The 23,120-nt window shown below is 69.7% G+C and carries 24 protein-coding genes and 1 tRNA gene; 21 read left to right on the top strand and 4 right to left on the bottom strand.

Annotation, left to right across the window (positions count from 1 at the left end; all coding sequences use genetic code 11):
* Nucleotides 1-55: 55 nt before the first annotated feature.
* The 13 genes from WBA97_RS25870 to WBA97_RS25810 all read left to right on the top strand — a co-directional run bounded on the left by WBA97_RS25870 (nucleotide 56) and on the right by WBA97_RS25810 (nucleotide 9,296).
* Nucleotides 56-700 (top strand): DUF4129 domain-containing protein, encoded by a 645-nt coding sequence (locus tag WBA97_RS25870; protein WP_424233517.1) that lies wholly within the window; start codon nucleotides 56-58, stop codon nucleotides 698-700.
* Nucleotides 697-1,146, top strand: a complete 450-nt coding sequence (locus WBA97_RS25865) for a hypothetical protein (RefSeq protein ID WP_424233516.1) — start codon at nucleotides 697-699, stop codon at nucleotides 1,144-1,146. Before WBA97_RS25870 ends, WBA97_RS25865 begins: the two co-directional genes overlap by 4 nt.
* Entirely contained in the window at nucleotides 1,143-2,117 is a 975-nt protein-coding gene (locus WBA97_RS25860; RefSeq protein ID WP_424233515.1) for an AAA family ATPase, read from the top strand. The genes WBA97_RS25865 and WBA97_RS25860 overlap by 4 nt, the downstream gene beginning before the upstream one ends.
* Nucleotides 2,114-3,493 (top strand): DUF58 domain-containing protein, encoded by a 1,380-nt coding sequence (locus WBA97_RS25855; RefSeq protein WP_424233514.1) that lies wholly within the window; start codon nucleotides 2,114-2,116, stop codon nucleotides 3,491-3,493. The genes WBA97_RS25860 and WBA97_RS25855 overlap by 4 nt, the downstream gene beginning before the upstream one ends.
* Nucleotides 3,490-4,002 (top strand): hypothetical protein, encoded by a 513-nt coding sequence (locus tag WBA97_RS25850; protein ID WP_424233513.1) that lies wholly within the window; start codon nucleotides 3,490-3,492, stop codon nucleotides 4,000-4,002. The genes WBA97_RS25855 and WBA97_RS25850 overlap by 4 nt, the downstream gene beginning before the upstream one ends.
* A gap of 78 nt (nucleotides 4,003-4,080) precedes the next feature.
* Nucleotides 4,081-5,406 carry an NAD(P)/FAD-dependent oxidoreductase gene (locus WBA97_RS25845; RefSeq protein WP_424233512.1) on the top strand — a complete coding sequence of 442 codons (1,326 nt, stop codon included), beginning with the start codon at nucleotides 4,081-4,083 and terminating at the stop codon, nucleotides 5,404-5,406.
* A 142-nt stretch (nucleotides 5,407-5,548) separates the two neighbouring features.
* Nucleotides 5,549-5,622: transfer RNA gene (locus WBA97_RS25840), tRNA-Leu, on the top strand.
* A 257-nt stretch (nucleotides 5,623-5,879) separates the two neighbouring features.
* The gene (locus tag WBA97_RS25835; protein WP_424233511.1) at nucleotides 5,880-6,209 is read left to right on the top strand and encodes an ArsR/SmtB family transcription factor; all 330 of its coding nucleotides are present in this window, start codon (nucleotides 5,880-5,882) and stop codon (nucleotides 6,207-6,209) included.
* Nucleotides 6,210-6,453: 244 nt separating this feature from the next.
* Nucleotides 6,454-6,891: an SRPBCC domain-containing protein gene (locus tag WBA97_RS25830; RefSeq protein WP_424233510.1), complete on the top strand. Its 438-nt coding sequence runs from the start codon at nucleotides 6,454-6,456 to the stop codon at nucleotides 6,889-6,891.
* Nucleotides 6,888-7,373, top strand: coding sequence for a pyridoxamine 5'-phosphate oxidase family protein (locus WBA97_RS25825; protein ID WP_424233509.1), 486 nt, complete (start codon nucleotides 6,888-6,890; stop codon nucleotides 7,371-7,373). The genes WBA97_RS25830 and WBA97_RS25825 overlap by 4 nt, the downstream gene beginning before the upstream one ends.
* A complete protein-coding gene (locus WBA97_RS25820; RefSeq protein WP_424233534.1) occupies nucleotides 7,370-8,020 on the top strand; it encodes a DUF899 domain-containing protein in 651 nt (216 codons plus the stop codon). The genes WBA97_RS25825 and WBA97_RS25820 overlap by 4 nt, the downstream gene beginning before the upstream one ends.
* Nucleotides 8,021-8,060: 40 nt before the next feature.
* Complete coding sequence (locus WBA97_RS25815) at nucleotides 8,061-8,873, top strand: alpha/beta fold hydrolase (protein ID WP_424233508.1); 813 nt, start codon at nucleotides 8,061-8,063, stop codon at nucleotides 8,871-8,873.
* A gap of 12 nt (nucleotides 8,874-8,885) precedes the next feature.
* Nucleotides 8,886-9,296: a PPOX class F420-dependent oxidoreductase gene (locus WBA97_RS25810; protein ID WP_424233507.1), complete on the top strand. Its 411-nt coding sequence runs from the start codon at nucleotides 8,886-8,888 to the stop codon at nucleotides 9,294-9,296.
* A 116-nt stretch (nucleotides 9,297-9,412) separates the two neighbouring features.
* Here WBA97_RS25810 and WBA97_RS25805 read toward each other — a convergent pair whose 3' ends face one another.
* The 4 genes from WBA97_RS25805 to WBA97_RS25790 are packed head-to-tail and all read right to left on the bottom strand — an operon-like array spanning nucleotide 9,413 to nucleotide 13,803.
* A complete protein-coding gene (locus WBA97_RS25805; protein ID WP_424233506.1) occupies nucleotides 9,413-10,288 on the bottom strand; it encodes a hypothetical protein in 876 nt (291 codons plus the stop codon).
* Between the two features lie 57 nt (nucleotides 10,289-10,345).
* On the bottom strand, nucleotides 10,346-10,696 hold the full coding sequence (locus tag WBA97_RS25800; protein ID WP_424233505.1) for a VOC family protein: 351 nt from the start codon (nucleotides 10,694-10,696) through the stop codon (nucleotides 10,346-10,348).
* On the bottom strand, nucleotides 10,693-12,687 hold the full coding sequence (locus WBA97_RS25795; protein WP_424233504.1) for an SDR family oxidoreductase: 1,995 nt from the start codon (nucleotides 12,685-12,687) through the stop codon (nucleotides 10,693-10,695). The genes WBA97_RS25800 and WBA97_RS25795 overlap by 4 nt, the downstream gene beginning before the upstream one ends.
* A gap of 15 nt (nucleotides 12,688-12,702) precedes the next feature.
* Complete coding sequence (locus tag WBA97_RS25790; RefSeq protein WP_424233503.1) at nucleotides 12,703-13,803, bottom strand: polysaccharide deacetylase; 1,101 nt, start codon at nucleotides 13,801-13,803, stop codon at nucleotides 12,703-12,705.
* 214 nt (nucleotides 13,804-14,017) lie between these two features.
* Between WBA97_RS25790 and WBA97_RS25785 the strand changes: the two genes are divergently transcribed.
* From WBA97_RS25785 to WBA97_RS25750, 8 genes are all read left to right on the top strand, one after another.
* A complete protein-coding gene (locus WBA97_RS25785; RefSeq protein ID WP_424233502.1) occupies nucleotides 14,018-14,821 on the top strand; it encodes a Bax inhibitor-1/YccA family protein in 804 nt (267 codons plus the stop codon).
* A gap of 318 nt (nucleotides 14,822-15,139) precedes the next feature.
* Nucleotides 15,140-15,559: an NADH-quinone oxidoreductase subunit A gene (locus WBA97_RS25780; RefSeq protein ID WP_424233501.1), complete on the top strand. Its 420-nt coding sequence runs from the start codon at nucleotides 15,140-15,142 to the stop codon at nucleotides 15,557-15,559.
* Nucleotides 15,560-15,571: 12 nt separating this feature from the next.
* Nucleotides 15,572-16,120 (top strand): NuoB/complex I 20 kDa subunit family protein, encoded by a 549-nt coding sequence (locus WBA97_RS25775; protein ID WP_424233500.1) that lies wholly within the window; start codon nucleotides 15,572-15,574, stop codon nucleotides 16,118-16,120.
* 61 nt (nucleotides 16,121-16,181) lie between these two features.
* Nucleotides 16,182-17,000 carry an NADH-quinone oxidoreductase subunit C gene (locus WBA97_RS25770; RefSeq protein ID WP_424233499.1) on the top strand — a complete coding sequence of 273 codons (819 nt, stop codon included), beginning with the start codon at nucleotides 16,182-16,184 and terminating at the stop codon, nucleotides 16,998-17,000.
* A gap of 72 nt (nucleotides 17,001-17,072) precedes the next feature.
* Entirely contained in the window at nucleotides 17,073-18,440 is a 1,368-nt protein-coding gene (locus WBA97_RS25765; protein ID WP_424233498.1) for an NADH-quinone oxidoreductase subunit D, read from the top strand.
* A gap of 158 nt (nucleotides 18,441-18,598) precedes the next feature.
* Nucleotides 18,599-19,321: an NAD(P)H-dependent oxidoreductase subunit E gene (locus tag WBA97_RS25760; protein ID WP_424233533.1), complete on the top strand. Its 723-nt coding sequence runs from the start codon at nucleotides 18,599-18,601 to the stop codon at nucleotides 19,319-19,321.
* Nucleotides 19,318-20,628, top strand: a complete 1,311-nt coding sequence (nuoF, locus tag WBA97_RS25755; RefSeq protein WP_424233497.1) for an NADH-quinone oxidoreductase subunit NuoF — start codon at nucleotides 19,318-19,320, stop codon at nucleotides 20,626-20,628. Before WBA97_RS25760 ends, nuoF begins: the two co-directional genes overlap by 4 nt.
* A complete protein-coding gene (locus tag WBA97_RS25750; RefSeq protein WP_424233496.1) occupies nucleotides 20,625-23,117 on the top strand; it encodes an NADH-quinone oxidoreductase subunit G in 2,493 nt (830 codons plus the stop codon). The genes nuoF and WBA97_RS25750 overlap by 4 nt, the downstream gene beginning before the upstream one ends.
* The last annotated feature ends 3 nt before the right edge of the window (nucleotides 23,118-23,120 follow it).

The raw sequence follows: 23,120 nt of genomic DNA, 5'->3' as shown, positions 1-23,120 counted from the left end.
ATCGATCCGATCGACATCTCGCGCCGTGTGTGCCGGGTCAGGCATGCTGTTGTGTATGGGGGGTAACCGGTCGACCCTGTTGTTCGCGGCCGCCGCGCTGTTGCTCGTGGTCGTGGCGGCGCGGGGTGCGTCGCCCGTGCCGAGCGCGATCAACGACGTGTCGCTCTACCTGGGGCTGCCGCCGATCCCGCTGGGTGGAAGCGGGAGCGTGAGCTGGTCGCGCTCCTCCCAGGGCGATCCGGCGCTGCTCGGCACGATCGTGGTGGGCCTGCTGATCCTCATGCTCGTGCTGGCCCTGGTGTTCTCGGTGCTCAGCGCGCTGCGCAGGCGGCGGCTGCTGGGGGTCGGGCACGTCATCGAGACCGTCGAGGGGACCGTCGACACCATTCCGCGTTTCCGGCTCAAGGAAGCCGTCGCGGCTGCGCGGGACATCCTCGCCAGGGAGGGCGGGTTGCCCCGCGACGCCGTGATCGAGGCGTGGGTGACGCTCGAGAACGCCGCGGCGCACCAACGGGCACCGCACGAGACGGCCACCGAGTTCACGGTCGCGTTGCTGGCGGAGGAGAACGCCGACGAGGCGGCACTCCGCGAGCTGCGCACCCTCTACCAGCGCGCCAGGTTTGGGGTCGACGACGTCGACCCCGGCAGCGCGGCGGACGCCCGCGCCGCGCTCGACCGGATCCTGGCGACCATCCGATGACCCTCAAACGCTCCGTCGGCTTCGCGGTCGTCGTCGCGGTCGCGGTCGTCGCGACCGCGAGGTACGCCATGACCGTGCCGCTGCTCTGGGCGCTGCTCATCGCGTTGCCCGCCGCCGTCCTCACGCTCGCGGGCTGCCTCCTCGCGGGCACCTTCGACGCCGACTGGACCGCGGCACCGGACCCGCCCTCGGCGACTGTCACCCTGCACGCCACGTTCCTGACCGAGCGCCTCGAGCGGTCCGCCATCGACCAGTACCGCTTCGCGTCCCGCGTGCAGCCGCGCCTGCGCAGGGTCGCGCAGTCCGTGCTCGGGCAGGACCTGGACACGCCGCACGCCAGGGAACGGCTGGGCACCGAACTGCACCGGCTGCTCACCGCGACCGACGCCCAACTGCCACCGCCGAAGACGTTCGCCGTGCTGATGCGGCGACTGGAGGAACTGTGAGCACGCTGACCACCGCCGACATCCGCACCGAGGCCGACGCCGTCCTGACCGCCGTCGGCGAGGTCGTCGTCGGCAGGAACCGGGCGGTGCGGCTCGCGCTCGCGGCCGTGCTGGCCGGCGGGCACGTGCTGTTCGAGGACGTCCCCGGCCTCGGCAAGACGCTGATGGCCCGCAGCCTCGCGCAGGCGCTCGGTCTGCAGTTCCGGCGCATCCAGTGCACCCCCGACCTGCAGCCCGCCGACATCACCGGCTCGTTCATCTACGACCCGACCGACCGCGAGTTCAGCTTCCGCGAGGGCCCGGTGTTCGCCGGCCTGCTGCTCGCCGACGAGATCAACCGCACGCCGCCGAAGACGCAGGCCGCGATGCTCGAGGCCATGCAGGAGAAGCAGGTCACGGTCGAGGGCCGCACCTTCCCGCTGCCGCGCCCGTTCCACGTGCTCGCCACCTCGAACCCGGTCGAGTACGAGGGCACCTACCCGCTTCCCGAGGCGCAGCTCGACCGCTTCCTGCTGCGCCTGGACATCGGCTACCCGCCCCCGGACGAGGAGGCGGAGGTGCTGCGCCGCCGCCTCGCCCGTCAGCGCGAGGAGACCGTGCTGCCGCCGGTCATCGACGCCGCCCGGCTCGCCGACCTGCAGGCCGCGCTCGAACGGGTCGCCGTCGACGAGGACGTGCTGCGCTACTGCGTCGATCTGGCGGGCGCCACCCGCACGCACCGCGCGGTCGAGGTCGGCGCCTCGCCGCGCGGCTCGCAGGCGCTGCTGCTGGTGAGCAGGGCCCTCGCGGTCCTGGACGGCCGCGAGTACGTGCTGCCGGAGGACGTGAAGGAGTGCGCGGTCGCCGCGCTCGCGCACCGGCTGACGCTGCGGCCGGAGACGTGGAGCACCGGCGTCACCGCCACGCAGATCGTGACCGACTTGCTGAACCAGGTGCCGGGGCCGGCCACCACGCGGCCGGAACCGGCGTGACCACCGGGACCGGCGACGCGCCGAGGATCCGCGAACCGAAGGCCGTCGCCTGGTTCATGGCGCGCCGCGCGGTCCGCTTCCAGGGCTGGCGGCGCACCGACGCGCTCGTCCGCGCGCTCGTCTGCGGCGTCGGCCTGGTGCTCGTCGGCCTGGTGGGCCACCGCGTCGAGCTGTCGCTGGTCGGGCTGCCGCTGGTGATCAGCCTGCTGCTCACGAAGACCCCGTCCGGTGTGCCGGAGGTGGTGTCCGAGGCGCGTGGCGAGACCGTCGCCGCCGGTCAGGACGCCGTGGTCGGCGTGACCGTCCGGCCGGGGGAGGGCGCCGCACTGACCGCGTTGCGCATGCCCCTGTCGGCCACGCCGGGCGTCGGTCCCGTGCACCTGCTGCCCGCCGAAGACGGCGACGTGCGGACCAGGGTCGAGTGGAACGCGTGGGGCCACGGCATCTATCTGCGCCCGGACTACCTGTTCGCGAGCCACGACGGGCTGCACGTGTTCGGCCCGGTCGTCGGGATCGCGGCGCAGCACACGGTGCTGGCGCCCATCGAGCCGCTGGTGCCGGGGCCGCTGCCACCACGTGCGGCGGGGCTCGTCGGCGCGCACCGCTCTCCCCGCCCCGGCGATGGCATGGAGCTCCGGGACATCCGCCCCTTCCAGTCGGGTGACCGGCTCCGCCGCATCGACTGGCGGGTGTCGCTGCGGGCGTCGGCGGCGACCGGCGGCGCGCTCGCGCCCGGCACGCTGCACGTCCGCGAGCGGCACGCCGAGGCGGACGCCGACCTGATGCTGGCGCTCGACACCCGGCTCGACGTGGGGCGTGACGTCGCCGACTGGAACGCGCGGCCGGTCGGCATGGACGTGCGGAAGGGCGGCAGCCTCGACCTCGGGGTCCGCGCCGCTTCCTCGATCGCGGCGGCGTACCTGCGCCACGGCGACCGCGTCGGCCTGATCGACCTCGGCCATCCGCGTGGCGGCGCGTCCGCCGGGTCCGGCCACCGGCAGCTGGAACGGATCCGCCACCAGCTCGTGCACGTCGCGCGCCGCGTCGCGGGCAGCGGCGATCCCGTGCTCAACCACGCGCAGGTGCCACGGGGCGCGACGGTCGTGGTGCTGTCGCCGTTCCTCGACGACCAGCTGGTTGACCTGACCGTCCGGCTCGCCCGCCGCGACCGGCTGGTGCTCGCCGTCGACCTGCTGCCCGCCGAGTTGGTGCCGGACGAGACGACGCCGTGGGGCGTGCCGGTGGTGTCGATCGTGCGTGCCGAGCACCGGATGCGCCTGCGTGCCATGGAGGAGCACGGCGTGGTCGTCGTCCCGTGGGACGGCGGCGGACAGGTCGCGGCGATCCTGCGACGGATCCGGGGGCGGCGGCGATGAAACGGGACGCGCTGATCCTCGGCAAGGGCGCGCCCGCGTACCTGCTCCGTGTCGTGATCCTCGTGGTCGGCGCCGCGATCCTGTTCGTGCCGCTTCATGAGGGCGTCACGAACGGCACCCTCGTCCTGTTGTTGCCCGCCGTACTGGCGTCCGCCTACGCGCCGGCGTCGCCGGCGCCCGCCGCGGTGGTCGTCGTGGCCGCGGTGCTGCTCGCGCTCGTCGACGGGGACCCGGTCCGGGCCGGGGTGCTGGTCATGATCCCGCTCGTGCACCTGTTCCACGTGGCGTGCGGGCTCGCGGGCGTGGTGCCCGCGTCCGGTCGCGTGCATCTGCGTGCGCTGCGGTCGACCGCGCTGCGGTTCCTGTTGGTCCAGGCGGTGACGGCGGCCATGGTGGTGCTGATCGCGTTGCTGCCCACCGGCCGGACCCAGCCGGTGATCGAGGTGCTCGCTCTGGTCGGGCTGACCGGGGTCGTGGTGCTGATCGTCCGGCTCCAGCGTGTGAAGTAGGTGTGCGGGGCACCACAGCGAGCACTGTCACAGCCGGGGGGCTGGGCGTTGCGGAGGTCAGGGTGACACCATGGACATATGGGTCGAGGACTTTCGCAACCGAAGCGGATCGTGATATTGGGCGGCGGATACGTCGGCCTCTACACGGCCCTGGGGCTTCAGCGGAAGCTCAAGGGCAACGAGGCCTCCGTGACCGTTATCGACCCGCAGCCCCACATGACCTACCAGCCGTTCCTGCCAGAGGCGGCGGCCGGTGCGATCGAGCCGCGCCACGTGGTCGTGCCGCTGCGCAAGACACTCAAGCGCTCCCACGTGCTCACCGCGCGCGTCACGAAGATCTCGCACGCGGACCGCTGCGTCGAGATCGAGGCGCCCGACGGCCACCGCGAGCAGGTCGCGTTCGACATCCTGGTGGTCGCGCTCGGGTCGGTCGCACGCCTGATGCCGATCCCCGGCCTCGCGGAGCAGGGCATCGCGTTCAAGACCATCGGTGAGGCCATCTTCCTGCGCAACCACGTGATGTCCAAGCTGGATGCCGCGGCGAGCACTGTGGACGAGGAGCTGCGCCGCAAGCTGCTCACGTTCACCTTTGTCGGCGGCGGGTTCGCCGGCATCGAGGCGCTGGCCGAGCTCGAGGACATGGCCCGGTTCGCGACCAGGTACTACGAGAACATCGAACCGTCGGACCTGCGCTGGGTGCTGGTCGAGGCGGCGGGCCGGATCCTGCCGGAGGTTCGCGAGAGCCTCGGTGTCTACACGGTGCTGCAGCTGGAGAAGCGCGGCATCGAGGTCTACCTGTCCACGCTGGCGAAGTCGTTCGAGGACGGGCACGTGATGCTCTCGGACGGCACCGAGTTCGACAGCGACACGATCGTCTGGACCGCCGGTGTGAAGGCCAACCCGGTGCTCGCCACTTCGGACCTGCCGCTCGACGAGCGCGGCCGTCTCAAGGCGACGCCCACGCTGCGGGTCGATGGCCTGCCGGACGTGTGGACCGCGGGAGACAACGCGGCCGTGCCGGACCTGTCACGCATCGAGGAGGACCCGGCCGCGCTGTGCGCGCCGAACGCGCAGCACGCGGTCCGCCAGGCGAACCGGATGGCGAAGAACATCGTGGCTGTGCTGCGGGACAAGCAGCCAAAGGACTACTTCCACAAGAATGTCGGCTCGGTGGCGAGTCTCGGTCTGCACAAGGGTGTCGCGGACGTCTACAACGTCAAGGCCAAGGGCTTCGTCGCGTGGGGCATGCACCGCGGCTATCACGTCGCGCGAGTCCCCACGTTCAACCGGAAATTTCGCGTAGTAGCCGACTGGTTACTGAGTGGACTGTTACGCCGCGAGGTCATCTCGATGGGCCAGATCAACAATCCGCGAGCCGAGTTCGACCGGGTGTCACGAAGCTGACCCACGCTTTTCGACAGACACCGCCAGGTAGCCTTAACCAGCCGAGTGCAGGTAGAGCCAACTGGCGTACCCGGATTGGGCCAGCGGAAGGATTTTCCGAAAACCAGTCCGTAGCCGTGTGATCACGTCCTAGGCTGCGGCTGCCCCCGTAGCCCAACTGGCAGAGGCAGCCCCCTTAAAAGGGGTGGAGTGCCGGTTCGAATCCGGTCGGGGGCACAGCTATCTGACGTTTCTCGCCCGTTCCTGGCGACTCCCAGCAATTGCACTGATACGCAGTGTGTTCTCATTCCGCACAATTTCTCTGGCAACGTTTGCATTTATGCAGGTGAGAGTATGTGCGAACACGGAGGATACATGAACAATTGCGTTCCGCTATGGACTCCGGGGTCGGAAAGCGTCGATCCGGCGGGGTTGACACGGCGGCTACATTCAACCTGTAGGTTAATTAACTGATCGGTTGAACGAGGCGGCCAGTGGATCCTCTGAGCAGTACGTTCTCCGCGCTGGCGGACCCCACCCGGCGCGCCATCCTGGCGCGGCTCACGGGCGGCGAAGCGACGGTCACCGAGCTGGCCGAACCGTTCACGATGAGCCTCCCGGCGATTTCGAAGCACCTGAAGGTCCTCGAACACGCGGGCCTCATCACGCGGACCCGCACCGCGCAGTGGCGGCCGTGCCGCCTGGAAGCGGCGCCGCTGAAGGAGGTGACCGACTGGCTGGCCGAGTACCGCCGCTTCTGGGAGGACAGTTTCGACCGGCTCGACGACCACCTCCGCGAACTGCGGAAGAAGAAGGACCGATGACTCCCTCTGTGCCGACCGCTGGTGCCCCGTCCAGGTGGATTGGTGTGGTTATCGGTGGATCCCGGTGTTCGCCGGCAAGGCGCCGAAAGGTCCTCGTACCGGGTTGTACTTGGGCCTTTCGGCAACGCGGCCGGCGGGCGGCGGGGCCGTCGAGAATCGTGCCGTATCCGCCTGGACAGGGCACTGGGCCGAATCCGAATGCGTGCTTCGCAACGGGCGCATTGGCCTCCGGGGAGGCGGAAAAGTGACCGACCTGACCATCACCCGGCTGTTCGACGCGCCGCGCGAGCTCGTCTTCGAGGCATGGACGAACCCCGACCACCTCGCGAAGTGGTGGGGCCCCAAGGACTTCAGCGCCTCGTCCTGCACGATCCGGCTTGAGGAGGGCGGCCGGTGGCGCACCTGCGTCACCGATGGCGTGACCGAGTACTGGGCGCGGGGCGTCTACCACGAGATCGTCCCGCCGGAACGGCTCGTGTTCAGCTTCTCGTGGGAGGAGCCCAAGGGGACACCAGACCACGACACGCTCGTCACGGTCACCTTCTCCGACCGCGACGGCAAGACCGAGATGACCTTCCATCAGGCGATCTTCCGCACGGTGGCCGAACGGGACGGACACGTCGGCGGCTGGCAGGAGTGCTTCGCGGACCTCGCCGCTCACCTCAAGGAGATCACGGCATGAACGACACACTGGAGCAGGGCGATCTGCGCCTGCTCGGCACCGACGTCGCCCGGCGCAGGCTGGCCGCGCTCAGCCCGTTGCGCCTCGCGTACGTGGCACTGGACGGCACCCCGCGCGTCGTGCCAGTGCTGTTTGCCTGGACCGGCGAGGAGGTCGTGATGGGCGGGTTCGCGCCGTCGGCCCGCGGCCGCGCGCTGCGGGTCAACCCGAGGGTCGCGCTCACCTTCGACACCGACGAGCAGCCGCCCGAGATGCTGGGACTCCGCGGCGACGCGGAGGTCACCGAGGTGCACGGTGTGGTGCCGGAGTACGAGGCCTACATGCGCGAAGGCATGCCCCCGGCGGCGGCGGACGCGTACTTCGCCGAGCTTCGTGCGCGGGACGTGGTCATGGAACGCATCGCCGTCCGCCCGGACTGGGCCGCGGTCGTCGACTTCCGGACGCGGTTCCCGGCCGCCATGCCAGAGTGGCTGCGGTCGTGAACGCCCCGCTGCCCTCGGTCGTGTCGCCGGAGGAATGGGCGGTCGCCAGGGAGAGCCTGCTGGTCGAGGAGAAGGCCGCGCTGCGCGCGCTGGACAAGGTGAACGCCCAGCGGCGCCGCCTGCCGATGGTCGCCTGGGACACCTCGTACGTGTTCCGGTCGACCGGCGGCGAGGCGACCCTGCTGGACCTGTTCGACGGCAGGCGTCAGCTGATCACCTACCACTTCATGATGTTCCCCGGCGACCAGCACCGCTGTCCCGGCTGCGCGTTCCTGGTGGATCACCTGCCGCACCCCGCGCCGCTGAACGCCCGCGACACGACGCTCGTGGTGACGGCGCCGGCGCCGCTGGAGGAGAGCGAGCCGTTCCGGAAGCGGATGGGCTGGACCGTGCCCTGGTACTCGACGCAGGGGTCGACCTTCGCGGCCGACTGCGGTGCGGGGAAGGGGTTCGGCGTCAGCGTGTTCCTGCGCGACGGCGACGCGGTGTACCGGACCTACTTCACGACGGGCCGGGGCGGTGACCTGCTGGTAGGCGCCCTGCGCTACCTCGACCTGACCCCGTTCGGCAGGCAGGAGGCGTGGGAGGAGTCGGGTCATGGCACCGACAGTCCGGGAAGTTGGTGGCGACTTCACGACGAGTACTGAGTTACTGTTAATCGCGGTAACATTCAAGTGGAGGTGACGGATGGCCCGGCAACCCATCGAGGTCGCGTTCGAGCGGCGGGGCAACGGCAGCCCGCTCGTGCTGCTCCACGGCATCGGGCACCGCTGGCAGGCGTGGGAGCCGGTGCTGGACGCGCTGGCGGACCGCCACGACGTCATCGCGGTCGACCTGCCGGGCTTCGGCAAGTCGCCGCTGCTGCCGGACGGCCGAGGCTACGACATGCCGAACGCCGTGCAGGCGTGCGCGGACATCTTCGAGGACATGGGCCTTGGCAGGCCGCACGTCGCAGGCAACTCGCTCGGGGCCGTCATCAGCCTGGAGCTGGCGTCACGAGGGCTGGTGTCCTCGGCAACGGCACTGGCGCCCGCCGGGTTCTGGACAGCACGTGACCGAGCATGGGCGCTGCGGGTGCTGACGATGATGAGGCTGTCGGGGCGGTCGCCGTCATGGCTGCTCACACCCATCATCCGCAACCGTCTCTTCCGGATGGCGACCGCGAGCTTCCTGTACGGGCACCCGTCCCGGATGACCGCCGAGATCATGCTGGCCGACCTGGCTTCGATGGTCGGATCGGCCGGGTTCGAGCTGGTGGCGGCGGCCGGCCGGGACTACGTCTACGCCTCACCCCCGCCGTCGGTGCCGGTGACTGTCGCATGGGGGACGCGGGACCGGATCCTGTGGCCCCGGCAGGCACGGCGGGCGGCGGCGGTGCTGCCACGGGCCCGGCATGTGTGGCTGCGCGGCGCGGGGCACATACCGATGATCGACACGCCGTCCGAGGTCGCGTCGCTGATCCTCGAGACGTGCGCATCGGTGTCCGCGCGTGCCGCTTGACATGATGGCGGCATGGAAGAACGACTGTTCGCGCTGCTCGGTGAGCGTCACCAGGGCGTGCTGACCACGCTGAAGCGGGATGGGCGGCCACAGCTGTCCAACGTGAGTTACACGTTCGCGTCCGGGGTGATCCGGGTGTCGGTCACCGCGGGGCGGGCGAAGACGAAGAACCTGCTTCGGGACCCACGAGCCAGTTTCTACGTGTGTGCGCCGGATTTCCGGGCCTACGTGGTGGCTGAAGGGATGGCCTCCCTGACGCCCGTCGCCACGCGGGCCGACGACGCCACGGTGGATGAGCTGGTGGAGGTGTACCGGGCCATCGGGGGAGAGCATCCGGACTGGGCCGAGTACCGGGCCGCGATGGTGGCTGATCAGCGGATGGTGGTGCGGATTCCGGTGGATCGGGTGTACGGAATGGCGTGAGAGTCCCATTGGGCCGGTTTGCCGTCCGGTCTTTGTCGGTGCTGCCGTCTACGCTGGATTTCGGGGGGCCGCGGCCGTGGTCTGGTCGTGCACGGGGTGGCCGTCCTTCAGTGCGTTTACCTTGGGCCCTCGTGTGTCAGCGTCTTGGCCGGCTGGCGTTGTGGGGGGACGGCCCGCTTGTCCTTTGCCGGTGGCTTGAGCTCCTCCACCTCCGACTCGCCTTCCACCGGTTCCAGCAGCGACGCGCTCTGGTCGAGTAGTTCCTTGGTCTCGCGCAGGCGGTTGCTCAGCTGCCCGCGTACCGACATCAGCTCGTTCACCTGCGCCGACACCGCGTCCACCCGGCGGCGGGCCTCCTGGTCGGCGGCGGCGAGGCGGGTGGTGACCTCGCGTTCGCTGTCCTTCCTCGCCGTGTCCAGTTCGCGGCGGAGGGCCTCGCGTTTGGTGGTCATCGACTCCGAGAACTCGCGGTCGATCCTGATGCGGTCGCGTTCGGCGGCCTTGTCGATGGCCTCCTGGTGGCGTTCCGCCTCCGACGTCATCTTCTCCGACTGCGCCTTCGCCGACGCGAGCATCGACTTGTGCGTGCGGTTGAGTTCCTCGTGCTGTTGCTCCAGCGACGCCAGCATGGCCCGTTGCTGGTCTCGGAGCTCTGTGGACGCCTTCTCCGCGGCCGCCCAGGCCTGCTCGGCCGCTGCCTTCGCCCGGCTGGTCACCTCCGCGGCCTGCGACTTCGCCACCGCCAGCAGACGCGCGGCGCTTTCGTCGTCGCCCTGGGAATCCAGGCGTTCGTTCAGCGCGGTGATCTCCCGGCGCGCGATCTCCAGCTCGCCCCGGAGTTCCGCCACCTGGGCCGTCGCCTCGGCGCGTTCCGTCGCCGCGCGTTCGAGTGTCGCCGCCAGCTCGTCCACGCGCTGTCTGACCTGCTCACGGTCGAAACCGTGGCGCACCACGGTGAAACCTGCTGGATCGCGGTCATCGACAGCTGCCATGACCGAACCGTACTCGGCTCGCCACGTCCCGCAACAGATCCGATTACAGGGAGTCCACTATGGACGGATGGCGACCGGGTGTCTCGGCTCGTACAGACCCAGGGTGCCCGCGCCCGGCACGCGCAGCGTGGTCAGCAGGCCCCACCCCTGGTCGGTGACCGGGCCGGTGAACTCGACACCCTTTTGGGTCAGGTCGGCGATCGTGACCTCGATGTCGTCGCACATAAGGTAGAGCTCGTTCGTGCCCGTGGTCTCGGCCGGGTGAATCGCCAGCTCCGTGGGTGGCGCCCGGAAGATCAACCAGCCGTCGCCTGCGTCCACACTGGGCAGTTCGAGGACGTCACGGAAGAACGCGCGTGCCTTCTCCGCGTCGTCCGCGTAGACGATGGTGTGCAGTCCGGTGATCACCAGTGGAAGCCTTTCGTCAGCCGGGCCAGTGCCATCGCGGCCGCGCCGAGGTGACGGTCGCCCTTGCCGATCTTCATCCGCCCGCTGCCGCCAGCCGCGGTCGAGTCCGGGAAGATCCGGTAGCCCTGGTAGGCGATCGCGTCGACCAGGCCGGGGGCCACCGTGTACGCGGCGGAGATCATCCGGCCCGTCGGCGTGTCGACGTGCTTCGGGCGCTTGAGCAGTGCCTCCATCACCATGTCCGCTGCCTGCTCCGACGACTTCGTCGGAAACGCGTCGTAGATCTTGGTCGGCCGGATCATCGGGGTCCTGACCAGCGGCATGTGCACGGTCGTGAAGGTGATCCCGGCGCCGTGGGTCTCCGTCGCGACGATCCTGGAGAAGTAGTCGAGCGCCGCCTTCGACGCCACGTACGCCGAGAACCTCGGCGCGATGCCCTGCACACCGATCGACGACACGTTGACGATGTGCCCGAACCGGCGCTCGATCATGTGCGGCAGCAGCGCCAGGATGAGCCGCACCGCGCCGAAGTAGTTGATGGCCATCGCGCGCTCGTAGTCGTGCATGCGGTCATACGACAGCTGAACGGACCGCCGGATCGACCGGCCCGCGTTGTTGACCAGCATGTCGATGCCGGGCTGCTCCGCCAGCATCTGCGCGACGGTCTTCGCCACCGACTCGTCGTCGGTCAGGTCGCACGGGTACACGAACGCGTGCCCGCCCGCCGCGGCGATCTCGGCGCGGACCTCTTCCAGCTCCGGCTGCCTGCGCGCCACCAGCAGCGGCACACCGCCCGCCTCCGCGATCTTCAGCGCGGTCGCCCTGCCGATGCCCGACGACGCGCCCGTGATCACCACGCGCCTGCCGTCCAGCTCACCGCGCTGGCCGTGCCTGCGTGCCCGGAACGGGTCGAGGTGCTCGCGCCAGTACCGCCACAGCACGTCCGCGTAGTCCTCGAGCGGCGGGGTGTCCACACCGGAGTCGGCGAGCGCGAGACGGGTCTGCGCCGAGTCGAAGACCGGTGCGAACGTGAGCGTGGACAGCAGTACCGGCGGGATGCCGAGCCGGTCGAGCACGGCGTCCCGCGCGATCGTCACGCCCGGCACGTGCTCGGCCAGCTTCACCAGGCCGACCAGCGGTTTCGCCAGACCCGCGCCCAGCTCCACGGTCGAGACCGGCGCGCCTGCGGCGGCCGCGAACGCGTCGTAGACACTGCGTGCGGACTGCGGGGCAGGGTTGACCAGGTGGAACGCGTGCCCGTCGAGTCCCGGCGCGGCCACCAGGTGCGCCATGGCCTTCGCCACGTAGTCGACCGGCACGATGTTGGTGTCGCCGATGTCCGGGAACACCACCGGCACGCTGGGCACCGCCGACAGCCGCTGCAGCGCGGGGAAGAAGTAGTACGGCCCGTCGATCTTGTCCATCTCACCGGTGACCGAGTTGCCGACCACGATCGCGGGCCGGTAGATCCGCCACGGCACCTCTGTCTGCGACCGCACCAGCCGCTCGGACTCGAACTTCGTGCGGTGGTAGGGGGTGACGAGGCGCTGGCCGGCGTCGAACATCTCCTCGGTGAACCGGCCGCGGTAGTCACCGGCGACGGCCACCGACGACACGTGGTGCAGGCAGCCGACGTCGAGCGCGGCGGCCAGGTCCAGCACGTGCGTGGTGCCGTCGACGTTCGCGGCGATGCTCGCCTCGTCGTCGGCCGAGATGTCGTACAGGGCCGCGAGGTGCACGAGGTGGTCGACGGTCCCGGTCAGCTCGGCGACCTGCTCGTCGGTGATGCCGAGCCGCTCCGCCCGCACGTCACCGATCAGGTTGCGCACCTTGTCCATGGCAGGCCAGGCGCGCGCCACCTCGGCGAGCCGGTCCTGGGAGCGCTCGCGCACCAGCACCCACACCCGTTCGGTGTCGGGCCTCGCCAGGACCTCCGCGACGTAGTGCCGCCCGATCAGACCGGTCGCGCCGGTCACCAGGTAGGTCGCCATGGCAAGCTCCTTCCGCTACGACACCTGAGCGTGTGGCTTCGTCCGGTAGGTGTCCAGGACCGAGGGGTCCTGCAGTTTCATCCACTTGATGACTTCGGTGTACGTGGCGCACACCGTCTCGGGGCGTATACAGACTTCCTGCATGAACTGTTCCGTTGCCCGGCTGAACGCGCCACCCGACCAGTCGTTGAAGTGGTTCCCGACGGTCAGCGGGGCGCGGTTGGTGTTGTACGCGGCCTGGTAGGCGGCCCGGTACGTGTCGAGCGTGACCGAGGTGAACTCCGCGTCGCGGCCCGGCTCCTCCTTCGCGCCGTTCAGCGAGTACCAGAGGTTGTAGTCCATCATGATCGCCTTTTTGCCGGACAGCGCGGGCACCCGGACCACGGGCACCCAGAACTCCCACACGCCGTCCCGAAGCTCGGGCCATGCGATGCCCTCGGTGGTGAGGCTGGTGTCGTAGGTCATCGCGCGCTCGCCCATGGTGGGCAGGAACCGCCGAGGGTCGCCCTCAAGGCACGGCACCCGGCCGCCCTTGATCGAGTTCTCCGGCACCACGAGCCCCCTGGCCGCCGCACCGCGCATGATCGTGAAGAACTGGTCAAGCTCCGAGGTCCAGTCGGCCTGGGACCACCGGCCGCCGCTCGGTTCGTTGCCCGCGCAGAAGTGTCCGTTGTAGTGGGTGCCGATCTCGTGGCCCTGCCGGTAGGCGGTGTTCAGGTCACTGATGCGGGTGGCGACCTCGGCGTCGGTGCCGCCGAAGCCGATCGACGCGCGGCCACGCCCGTGGCCCGGTCCCGCGTACTCGCCACGCAGGTGGTCCGGCAACAGGTAGATGCCCGACAGGAAGCCGGTGACGTGCGCGTCCACCTTCCGGGCGAGCGGCAGGACACGCTGCCAGTGCTCGTGCGACCCGGCGCCGTCGAAGGAGAAGAGCACGAACTGCGGCGGCTTCTCGCCGTCGCGGAGCTTGCGCAGCCAGTCCGGCGGCGGGGCGGTGCCCTGCGCCTCCCCGGCCCGCGATGGGCGGTCCGGCCCGAGGGTGCCGAGGACCACGAGGGTCAGGAACGTCAGCGTGAGCGCGATCCCGGTGACGATCGGGCCCCAGCGCCGGCTCATGACGTCCTCCCGTGATCCTCGGTAAGGCTAACGGAGAGTAGTCCCACTATTGGGGGACGCCGGGCCGGGTTAGTCCGATGCGGTTAGTGTTCGTCGAGGGGTTCGACATAACGATCACGTATTAGCGGGTAAAGTCCGCTTTACCGTCCGGGAACCGACCGGCATGGTAGGTCGTTGAACCCGGTGCAGGAGCCATCAGGCCCAGGAGGAACAGGTGCGTTCTACCAGTAATCCCGCGTTCCGGAACTTGCCTCAGGGCGGGGTCGGCGGCGGCTACGCGGGCTTCCAGACCCAGCCGCAGGCGAACATGCCGGGATATGGCGGCTACCAGGCGCCGCCGACCACGGGTGAGCGACCCATGACCGTCGACGACGTGGTCACCAAGACCGCGTTGACGCTCGGCATCGCGCTGGTCACCGGGGTCATCACGGCCGTGGCCGTGCTGGCCGGTGCGGTCAGCCCGTACCCGCCGATGATCATCGGCCTGATCGTCGGCCTCGTGCTGTCGCTCATCATCATCTTCAAGCAGATGCCGAAGCCGGGTCTCGTCCTGTCGTACTCGGCGGCGGAGGGTGTCTTCCTCGGCGCCATCACCGGCGTCTTCGAGTCGTTCGTCGAGGGCATCGCGCTGCAGGCCATCCTCGGCACGGCGCTGGTGTTCATCGTGATGCTCGTCGTCTACAAGACGGGCGCCGTCCGCGTCACCCCGAAGCTGACCAAGTGGATCATCGGTGCCACGGTCGCGGCCGCGGGCCTGATGCTGATCAACCTGGTGATGTCGATGTTCGGCGTCAACATGGGCCTGCGTGACGGCGGCACCATGGCGATCATCTTCTCGATCGTCGTGATCGGCATCGCGGCGTTCAACTTCCTGCTGGACTTCGACATGGCCGACCAGATGATCCGCGCGGGCATGCCGTCCAGGTACGCGTGGCTGGCCGCGTTCGGTCTGATGACCACGCTGGTGTGGCTGTACCTGGAGATCCTGCGCCTGCTGTACTACTTGAACTCGGACTAGGCCTTTTCCTGGAAGGGGCGTTCCGCCGTGCGGGCGGGACGCCCCTTCTGTCATGTCCACGGTCCGGGGCACCGCGGATTCGGTGCTGTGGATCCGGGTTGCGCATCCCGTGTTACACGCGAATCACCGAAGTCCTACACTGAGCTTCGGTCTTGTGAAGCGCTTCACAACGAGCACGCGGGAGCTTGTGAAGATTTTCACAAGCCAGGGTTAGGCATGCCTAACCGGCGGCGGCGTCGGAGAGACCCATAGGGTGCCCGACGAGCGGCGCGCATGGTGAGCTCCGCAGGCTCCGCTCACGGGGAAAGGACGGCGAAGGTGTCACTCGCAGCTGTCAGCACATCTGTAGCACAGAACGAGAACGTCTCAGCGGGGCTGGGAAGCTATCTCCCACTGGTCCTGCTCTTCGTACTGGCGGCCGCTTTCGCGGTGTTCTCCGCCCTGCTCGGTCCACTGGTCGGGCCGAAGCGGTACAACCGGGCGAAGCTCGAGGCCTACGAGTGCGGCATCGAGCCGTCCCCGCAGCCGGTCGTCGGCGGCGGGCGGGTGCCGGTGGCGTACTACCTGACGGCGATGCTCTTCATCCTGTTCGACATCGAGATGGTGTTCCTCTACCCGTTCGCCGTCTCCGCGGACGCGCTGGGGCTGTTCGGGTTGGTGGAGATCTTCTTGTTCATCGCGACGCTCGGCTTCGCCTACGCATACGTGTGGCGGCGCGGCGGGCTCGACTGGAACTGACGGGAGGCGGACATGGGACTCGAAGAGCGGCTCCCGAACGGCATCCTCTTGGTCGGCTTGGAAAAGCTGGTCAACTGGGGACGCAAGAACTCGCTGTGGCCGGCCACCTTCGGTCTGGCCTGCTGCGCGATCGAGATGATGACGACAGGCGGCCCGCGCTACGACATCGGGCGGTTCGGCATGGAGCGCTTCTCCGCCACGCCCCGCCAGGCCGACCTGATGATCGTCGCGGGCCGGGTGACCAACAAGATGGCACCGGTCCTGCGTCAGATCTACGACCAGATGGCAGAGCCCAAGTGGGTGCTCGCCATGGGCGTGTGCGCCTCGTCCGGCGGCATGTTCAACAACTACGCGGTCGTCCAGGGCGTCGACCACATCGTCCCGGTCGACATGTACCTGCCCGGCTGCCCGCCCCGCCCCGAAGCGCTCCTCGACGCGATCCTCAAGCTCCACGCGAAGATCGCCGATGAGCCGATCAACGCCCGCCGCGCCGCGCTGCGCGAGGCCGAGGGCAGGCGCACCGAGCTGGTCGCCTCCTCCGTCAAGTACGCGAAGAAGTGAGCTACGAAATGAACACAGCGACGCGAAGCGTTTCGATGAGCGGGTGGGGGCGGGGCTGAGGATGGCGGCTGACGACGAACCCACCACCCCGGACAACCCGCCGGCTGGCACGCCCGCCGCGGGCGAGCCGCGCTCGGAGGCCGAGCGGCCCGCGTCCGAGGAGCTGCGGCCCACCACCGAGGACGCGCTGCCCAAGCCCGCCGAGGCACGCGTGAGCGGCAAGGCCCGCAAGGGCATGTTCAGCGTCTCCGGTTCCGGTGACACCTCCGGCTTCGGCGGTCTGCGCCTGCCAGCGCACGTCGCGGCACCCGCGGAGCGGCCCTACGGCGGCTGGTTCGACGAGTTCACCGACCAGCTGCTCGCCTCCATGCGGGAGCGGAGCATCCCGGTCGAGGCCATCCGCCAGGTGACCGTCGACCGCGGCGAGATCACCTACTACGTGGACCCGGCCTTCCTCGTGCGGCTGTGCCAGATGCTGCGCGACGACCCGGCGCTGCGCTTCGAGCTGTGCAGCTCGGTGTCCGGTGTGGACTACGGCGCGGACGTGCCGCAGCGGCTGCACTCCGTCTACCACCTGACCTCGATGACCTACCGCCGCCGCATCCGGCTCGAGGTGGCCATCGAGTGGAACGGGGACCAGGACGGCCAGCCGCACTGCCCGTCGGTCGTGGAGGTCTACCCGACCGCCGACTGGCAGGAACGCGAGACCTGGGACATGTTCGGGATCGTCTACGACGGACACCCGGCGCTCACCAGGATCCTCATGCCGGACGACTGGGACGGCCACCCGCAGCGCAAGGACTACCCGCTGGGCGGCATCCCCGTGGAGTACAAGGGCGCGGAGATTCCCCCGCCGGATCAGAGGAGGTCGTACTCATGACCGCCGACGTACTTCCTCCCGCGGAGGCGCAATCGTGACCGCCGACGTACTTCCTCCCGCGGAGGCGCAATCATGACCGAGAATCTGAGCGACGTCACCACCGGCACCGCCCCCGACAGTGGCCGGGACGACGGTGGCGCGTACGCCGTCGAGCGGGAGACCACCGAGGGCAAGATCTACAACGTCACCGGCGGCGACTGGGACACCGCGCTCGACGACGCCATCCACGACGAGCGCATCGTCATCAACATGGGTCCGCAGCACCCGTCGACGCACGGCGTGCTGCGGCTGGTGCTGGAGCTCGAGGGCGAGACGGTCACGCAGGGCAGGCTGGTCATCGGCTACCTGCACACCGGCATCGAGAAGAACCTCGAGTACCGCAACTGGACCCAGGGCGTCACGTTCGTGACGCGCATGGACTACCTCGCGCCGCTGTCCAACGAGGCCGCCTACTGCCTCGCGGTGGAGAAGCTGCTCGGCATCGAGGCGCCGCCGCGTGCGCAGGTCGCCAGGGTCCTGCTCCTGGAGATCAACCGCATCTCCTCGCACCTGGTCGCGCTCGCGACCGGCGGCATGGAGCTTGGCGCGATGACCGCCATGACCGCGGGCTTCCGCGAGCGTGAGGAATGCCTGCACCTGCTGGAGTTCCTCACCGGCCTGCGGATGAACCACGCGTTCATCCGCCCCGGCGGCCTCGCGCAGGACCTGCCGGAGGGCTACGAGGTCAAGGTCCGCGAGTTCCTCAAGACCATGAACGAGCGGCTGCCCCAGTACGACAAGCTGCTCACCGGCCAGCCGATCTGGAAGAACCGCCTCAAGGGCATCGGGTACCTGCCGGTCGACGCGTGCCTCGCGCTCGGTATCACCGGGCCGATCCTGCGGTCCGCCGGCCTGCCGTGGGACCTGCGCAAGACCGAGCCGTACCTGGGCTACGAGGACTACACCTTCGAGGTGCCGACCTCGACCGCGGCCGACTCGTACGCGCGTTACCTGCTGCGTGTCGAGGAGATGCACCAGTCGCTGCGGATCATCAACCAGGCACTGAAGAAGCTCGAGCCGGGCCCGGTGATGGTCGACGACGAGAAGGTCGCCTGGCCTGCGAAGCTCTCGCTCGGCGCGGACGGCCTCGGCAACTCGCTCGACCACGTCCGCAAGATCATGGGCCAGTCGATGGAGGCCCTGATCCACCACTTCAAGCTGGTGACCGAGGGCTTCCACGTCCCGCCCGGCCAGGTCTACGTGCCGATCGAGTCGCCGCGCGGCGAGCTGGGCTACCACGTGGTCTCCGACGGCGGCACCCGGCCGATGCGGGTCCACGTGCGCGAGCCAAGCTTCGTGAACCTGCAGGCGATGCCCGCGATGTCCGAGGGCGGGCTGGTCGCGGACGTCATCGCGGCCATCGCGTCGATCGACCCGGTGATGGGAGGGGTAGACCGGTGAGTGAGAAGTTGAGCACCGGCGCCACGTATGGGGGTTCGAGTGTCGGCGCGGGGGAGACCTACGCCGCCGCCGGGCCCGACACCGACGTGCACGCCGCTTCTCCGCTCAGCACGGCGGAGAACGACGCGCTGACCGTCGAGTCCGCTCCGGACCTCTCGGTGTTCGGCCAGGACATCGTCGCCAAGGCGCAGGTGCAGAAGGCGACCTACCCGGAGACCCGGTCGGCGCTGCTGCCGATGCTGCACCTGGTGCAGTCGGTCGAGGGCTACGTCAGCCAGGCGGGCATCGAGTTCTGTGCCCGGCAGCTGAACCTGACCAACGCCGAGGTCAGCGCGGTCGCGACGTTCTACACGATGTACAAGCGCAAGCCCTGCGGTGAGCACCTCGTGAGCGTCTGCACCAACACGCTGTGCGCGGTGCTGGGCGGCGACGCGATCTACAAGAAGCTGACCGAGCACCTCTCCGAGGACGGCACGCCGCTCGAGCACGAGGCCACCTCTGGTGAGCCGGGCAGCCCGGGTTCGATCACCATCGAGCACGCCGAGTGCCTCGCGGCCTGCGACCTCGGTCCGGTGCTGCAGGTCAACTACGAGTTCTACGACAACCAGACCGTCGACTCCTCGGTGGAGCTCGTCGACGCGCTGCGGCGGGGCGAGAAGCCCGCGCCGACGCGTGGCGCGCCGCTCTCGGACCTGCGCACCGTCGAGCTTGAGCTCGCCGGGTTCTACCCCGAGGACGACGCGGAGTTCCGCGCCCGCATCGACGGCCCGTCCGCCGCGGTGGAGACGCTGCGCGGTGCGCAGCTCGCCGCCGACGAGGGCTGGACCGCACCGGCGATGCCCGAGAAGGCACCGGCGCTTCCGGAGGTCGAGAAGAAGTGACCACACCAGAGACCACCACCCCCACGCCGGACCCGGTGACGCCCGTGCTCACGAAGCGCTGGCTGTCGCCGAACTCCTGGCGGCTCGACACCTACGAGAAGCTCGAGGGGTACACCGCGCTCCGCAAGGCGCTGGGCGGCACCCCGGAGCAGCTGGTCCAGCTGGTGAAGGACTCGGGTCTGCGCGGCCGTGGCGGCGCGGGCTTCCCGGCTGGCGTGAAGTGGTCCTTCATGCCACCGAACGAGGACAAGCCGCACTACCTCGTCATCAACGCCGACGAGGGCGAGCCGGGCACCTGCAAGGACATTCCGCTGATGATGGCGGACCCGCACTCGCTGATCGAGGGCATCATCATCGCCGCGTACGCGATGCGGTCCCACCACGCCTTCATCTACGTGCGTGGCGAGGTGCCGCACTGCATCCGCCGTCTCAACGCGGCGGTGCGTGAGGCGCGGGCCGCCGGCTATGTCGGCGCGGACATCCTCGGTTCCGGGTTCGACCTGGAGATCACCGTCCACGCCGGTGCCGGTGCGTACATCTGCGGTGAGGAGACCGCGCTCCTCGACTCGCTCGAGGGCCGCCGCGGCCAGCCTCGCCTCAAGCCGCCGTTCCCGGCGGCCGCCGGCCTCTACGCCGCGCCGACCACGGTCAACAACGTCGAGACCATCGCCTCGGTGCCGTTCATCGTCAACGGTGGCGCGGACTGGTTCCGCACCATGGGTTCCGAGCGCTCGCCCGGCCCGAAGATCTACTCGATCTCCGGCCACGTCGAGAAGCCCGGCCAGTACGAGGCGCCCCTTGGCACCACGCTGCGCCAGCTCCTCGAGCTCGCGGGCGGTATGAAGGACGGCATCCCGCTGAAGTTCTGGACGCCGGGTGGCTCGTCCACGCCGATGTTCACGGACGAGCACCTTGACGTGCCGCTGGACTTCGAGGGCGCCGTCGCGGCGGGCTCGATCCTCGGCACCACCGCCGTGATGGTGTTCAACGAGACCGTGTCCGTGCCGTGGGCCGTGATGAAGTGGACGCAGTTCTACGAGCACGAGTCCTGCGGCAAGTGCACGCCGTGCCGTGAGGGCACCTACTGGCTCGCCGGGATCCTCGAGCGGATGGTCGACGGCCACGGCACCGAGGCGGACATCGACACGCTGCTCGACATCTGCGACAACATCTTCGGCCGCTCGTTCTGCGCACTCGGTGACGGCGCGGTGAGCCCGATCCAGAGCGGCATCAAGTACTTCCGGGACGAGTTCCTCGCACTCTGCGAGAAGAACAGGACCCCCGCGCTCGCTGGAGCACACTCATGACTGCCATTGAAGAGAAGCCTGAGACGGCACCCGTACCCGAGGGGCACGTCCGGCTGACCATCGACGGGGTCGAGGTCATCGCGCCAAAGGGTGAGCTGCTCATCCGCACCGCGGAGCGCCTCGGCACCGTGATCCCCCGGTTCTGCGACCACCCGCTCCTCGACCCGGCTGGCGCGTGCCGCCAGTGCCTGGTCGAGGTGGAGATGGGCGGGCGGCCGATGCCGAAGCCGCAGGCCTCCTGCACGATCACCGTCGCGGACGGCATGGTCGTGAAGACGCAGGTGACCTCGCCGGTCGCGGACAAGGCCCAGCAGGGTGTGATGGAGCTGCTGCTCATCAACCACCCGCTGGACTGCCCGATCTGCGACAAGGGCGGCGAGTGCCCACTGCAGAACCAGGCGCTGGCGCACGGCCGCTCGGACTCCCGGTTCGTGGAGACCAAGCGGACGTTCCCGAAGCCGATCCCGGTGTCCACACAGGTGCTGCTGGACCGCGAGCGCTGCGTGCTCTGCCAGCGCTGCACCCGGTTCTCCGAGCAGATCGCCGGTGACGCGTTCATCGACCTGCTGGAGCGCGGCGCGCACCAGCAGATCGGCATCGCGGAGAACAAGCCGTTCCAGTCCTACTTCTCGGGCAACACCATCCAGATCTGCCCGGTCGGCGCGCTGACCAGTGCCGCGTACCGGTTCCGGTCGCGGCCGTTCGACCTGGTCTCCACGCCGAGCGTGTGCGAGCACTGCAGCTCCGGCTGCGCGGAGCGCACGGACTTCCGCCGAGGCAAGGTGATGCGCAAGCTCGCGGGCGACGACCCGGAGGTCAACGAGGAGTGGATCTGCGACAAGGGCCGCTTCGCCTTCCGGTACGTCACCTCTGGCGACCGGATCACCCGGCCGCTCGTCCGTGACGCCAGGACCGGTGAGCTGGCCCCGGCTTCGTGGACCGACGCGCTGCGGGCCGCGGCCGACGGCCTCGCGAAGGCCCGCGACGGCAAGGGTGCCGCGGTACTGACCGGTGGCCGCCTGACCGTCGAGGACGCATACGCGTACGCCAAGTTCGCCCGCGTCGCGTTGCGTACCAACGACATCGACTTCCGGGCGCGTGCGCACTCCGCCGAGGAGCTGGACTTCCTGGCCTCCCGCGTGGTGAACACCACGCCGGCGGACGGGGTCACGTTCCGGGCCATCGAGGCCGCGCCCTCGGTGCTGTGCGTTGCGTTCGACCCGGAGGAAGAGGCGCCGATCGTGTTCCTGCGGCTGCGCAAGGCGGCCCGCAAGAACCGCGCCAAGGTCTTCCACATCGGACAGTGGACCTCGCCGGGCGTCGAGAAGACGATCCGGCCGTTCAGCGTCGACAAGGGCACGATCGGCACGCTGCTCGCGTGCCCGCCCGGTACCGAGACCGCCGCGATCGAGGGCCTGGTCACGCACGCGCCGGATGTCTCCACGGCGCTGAGCGCGCCCGGCTCGGTGATCCTCGCCGGTGAACGGGCCGCGCAGATCCCCGGCCTGCTGACCGAGCTGGTGAAGCTGGCCGAGGTCACCGGCGCCCGGATCGCCTGGATCCCGCGCCGCGCGGGTGAGCGCGGTGCGCTGGACGCCGGTGCGGTCCCGACGCTGCTGCCCGGTGGCCGCATGGTCACCGACGCGGCCGCGCGTGCCGAGGTCGAGCAGGCATGGGGCCTGGCGGCCGGTGCGCTGCCGGCCACTCCGGGCCGCGACACCACCGGCATCCTCGAAGCCGCCGCGGCAGGCGCGCTCGACGGGCTCGTGGTCGGCGGCGTCGAGATCGACGACCTGCCCGACCCGGCGCTCGCCGGGGAGGCACTCGCCAAGGCGGGCTTCGTCGTCAGCCTCGAGCTGCGGGCCTCCTCGGTCACCGAGCACGCCGACGTGGTCCTGCCGGTCGCCCCGGCCGTCGAGAAGTCCGGCACCTTCGTCAACTGGGAGGGCCGCCGCCGCGAGTTCGGCGCGACCCTCGAAGCCACCGGCTCGCTGCCCGACTGCCGGGTGCTCGACACGCTCGGCGTCGAGATGGACGTCGACCTGTTCACCCAGACCCCGAAGGCCGCCGCTGGCGACCTGGCGAAGCTGCCCTCGGTGCTGCGCAAGGCGTCGCTGCCGGTCGCGACCGCCGCGGTCGCCCCGTCGCCCGGCGAGGGCCAGGCGGTCCTCGCGACCTGGCGGCAGCTGCTGGACAACGGGTCGCTGCAGTCCGACGAGCCGCACCTGGCCGGCACCCAGCGCCGGGCGGTGGTCCGGCTCAACGTCGAGACCGCGGCCAGGCTCGGCGTCAACGGCACCGCGACCGTCAAGACCGAACACGGCTCGATCACGCTGCCGGTGGAGCACGCCGACCTTCCCGACGGGGTCGTCTGGCTGCCTGCGAACTCCGGCTCGTCGCGGGTGCGGCGCGTTTTACGCGCCGGGCACGGCGACGTCGTGTCAGTGACAGCCGAAAACCTGCTCACCGGTAGTACAGGAGGCGAGTGAGCC

The organism is Actinophytocola sp. (assembly GCF_049647105.1).
Lineage (GTDB): Bacteria > Actinomycetota > Actinomycetes > Mycobacteriales > Pseudonocardiaceae > Actinophytocola.
This window is presented reverse-complemented; position numbering and strand designations above follow the sequence as displayed.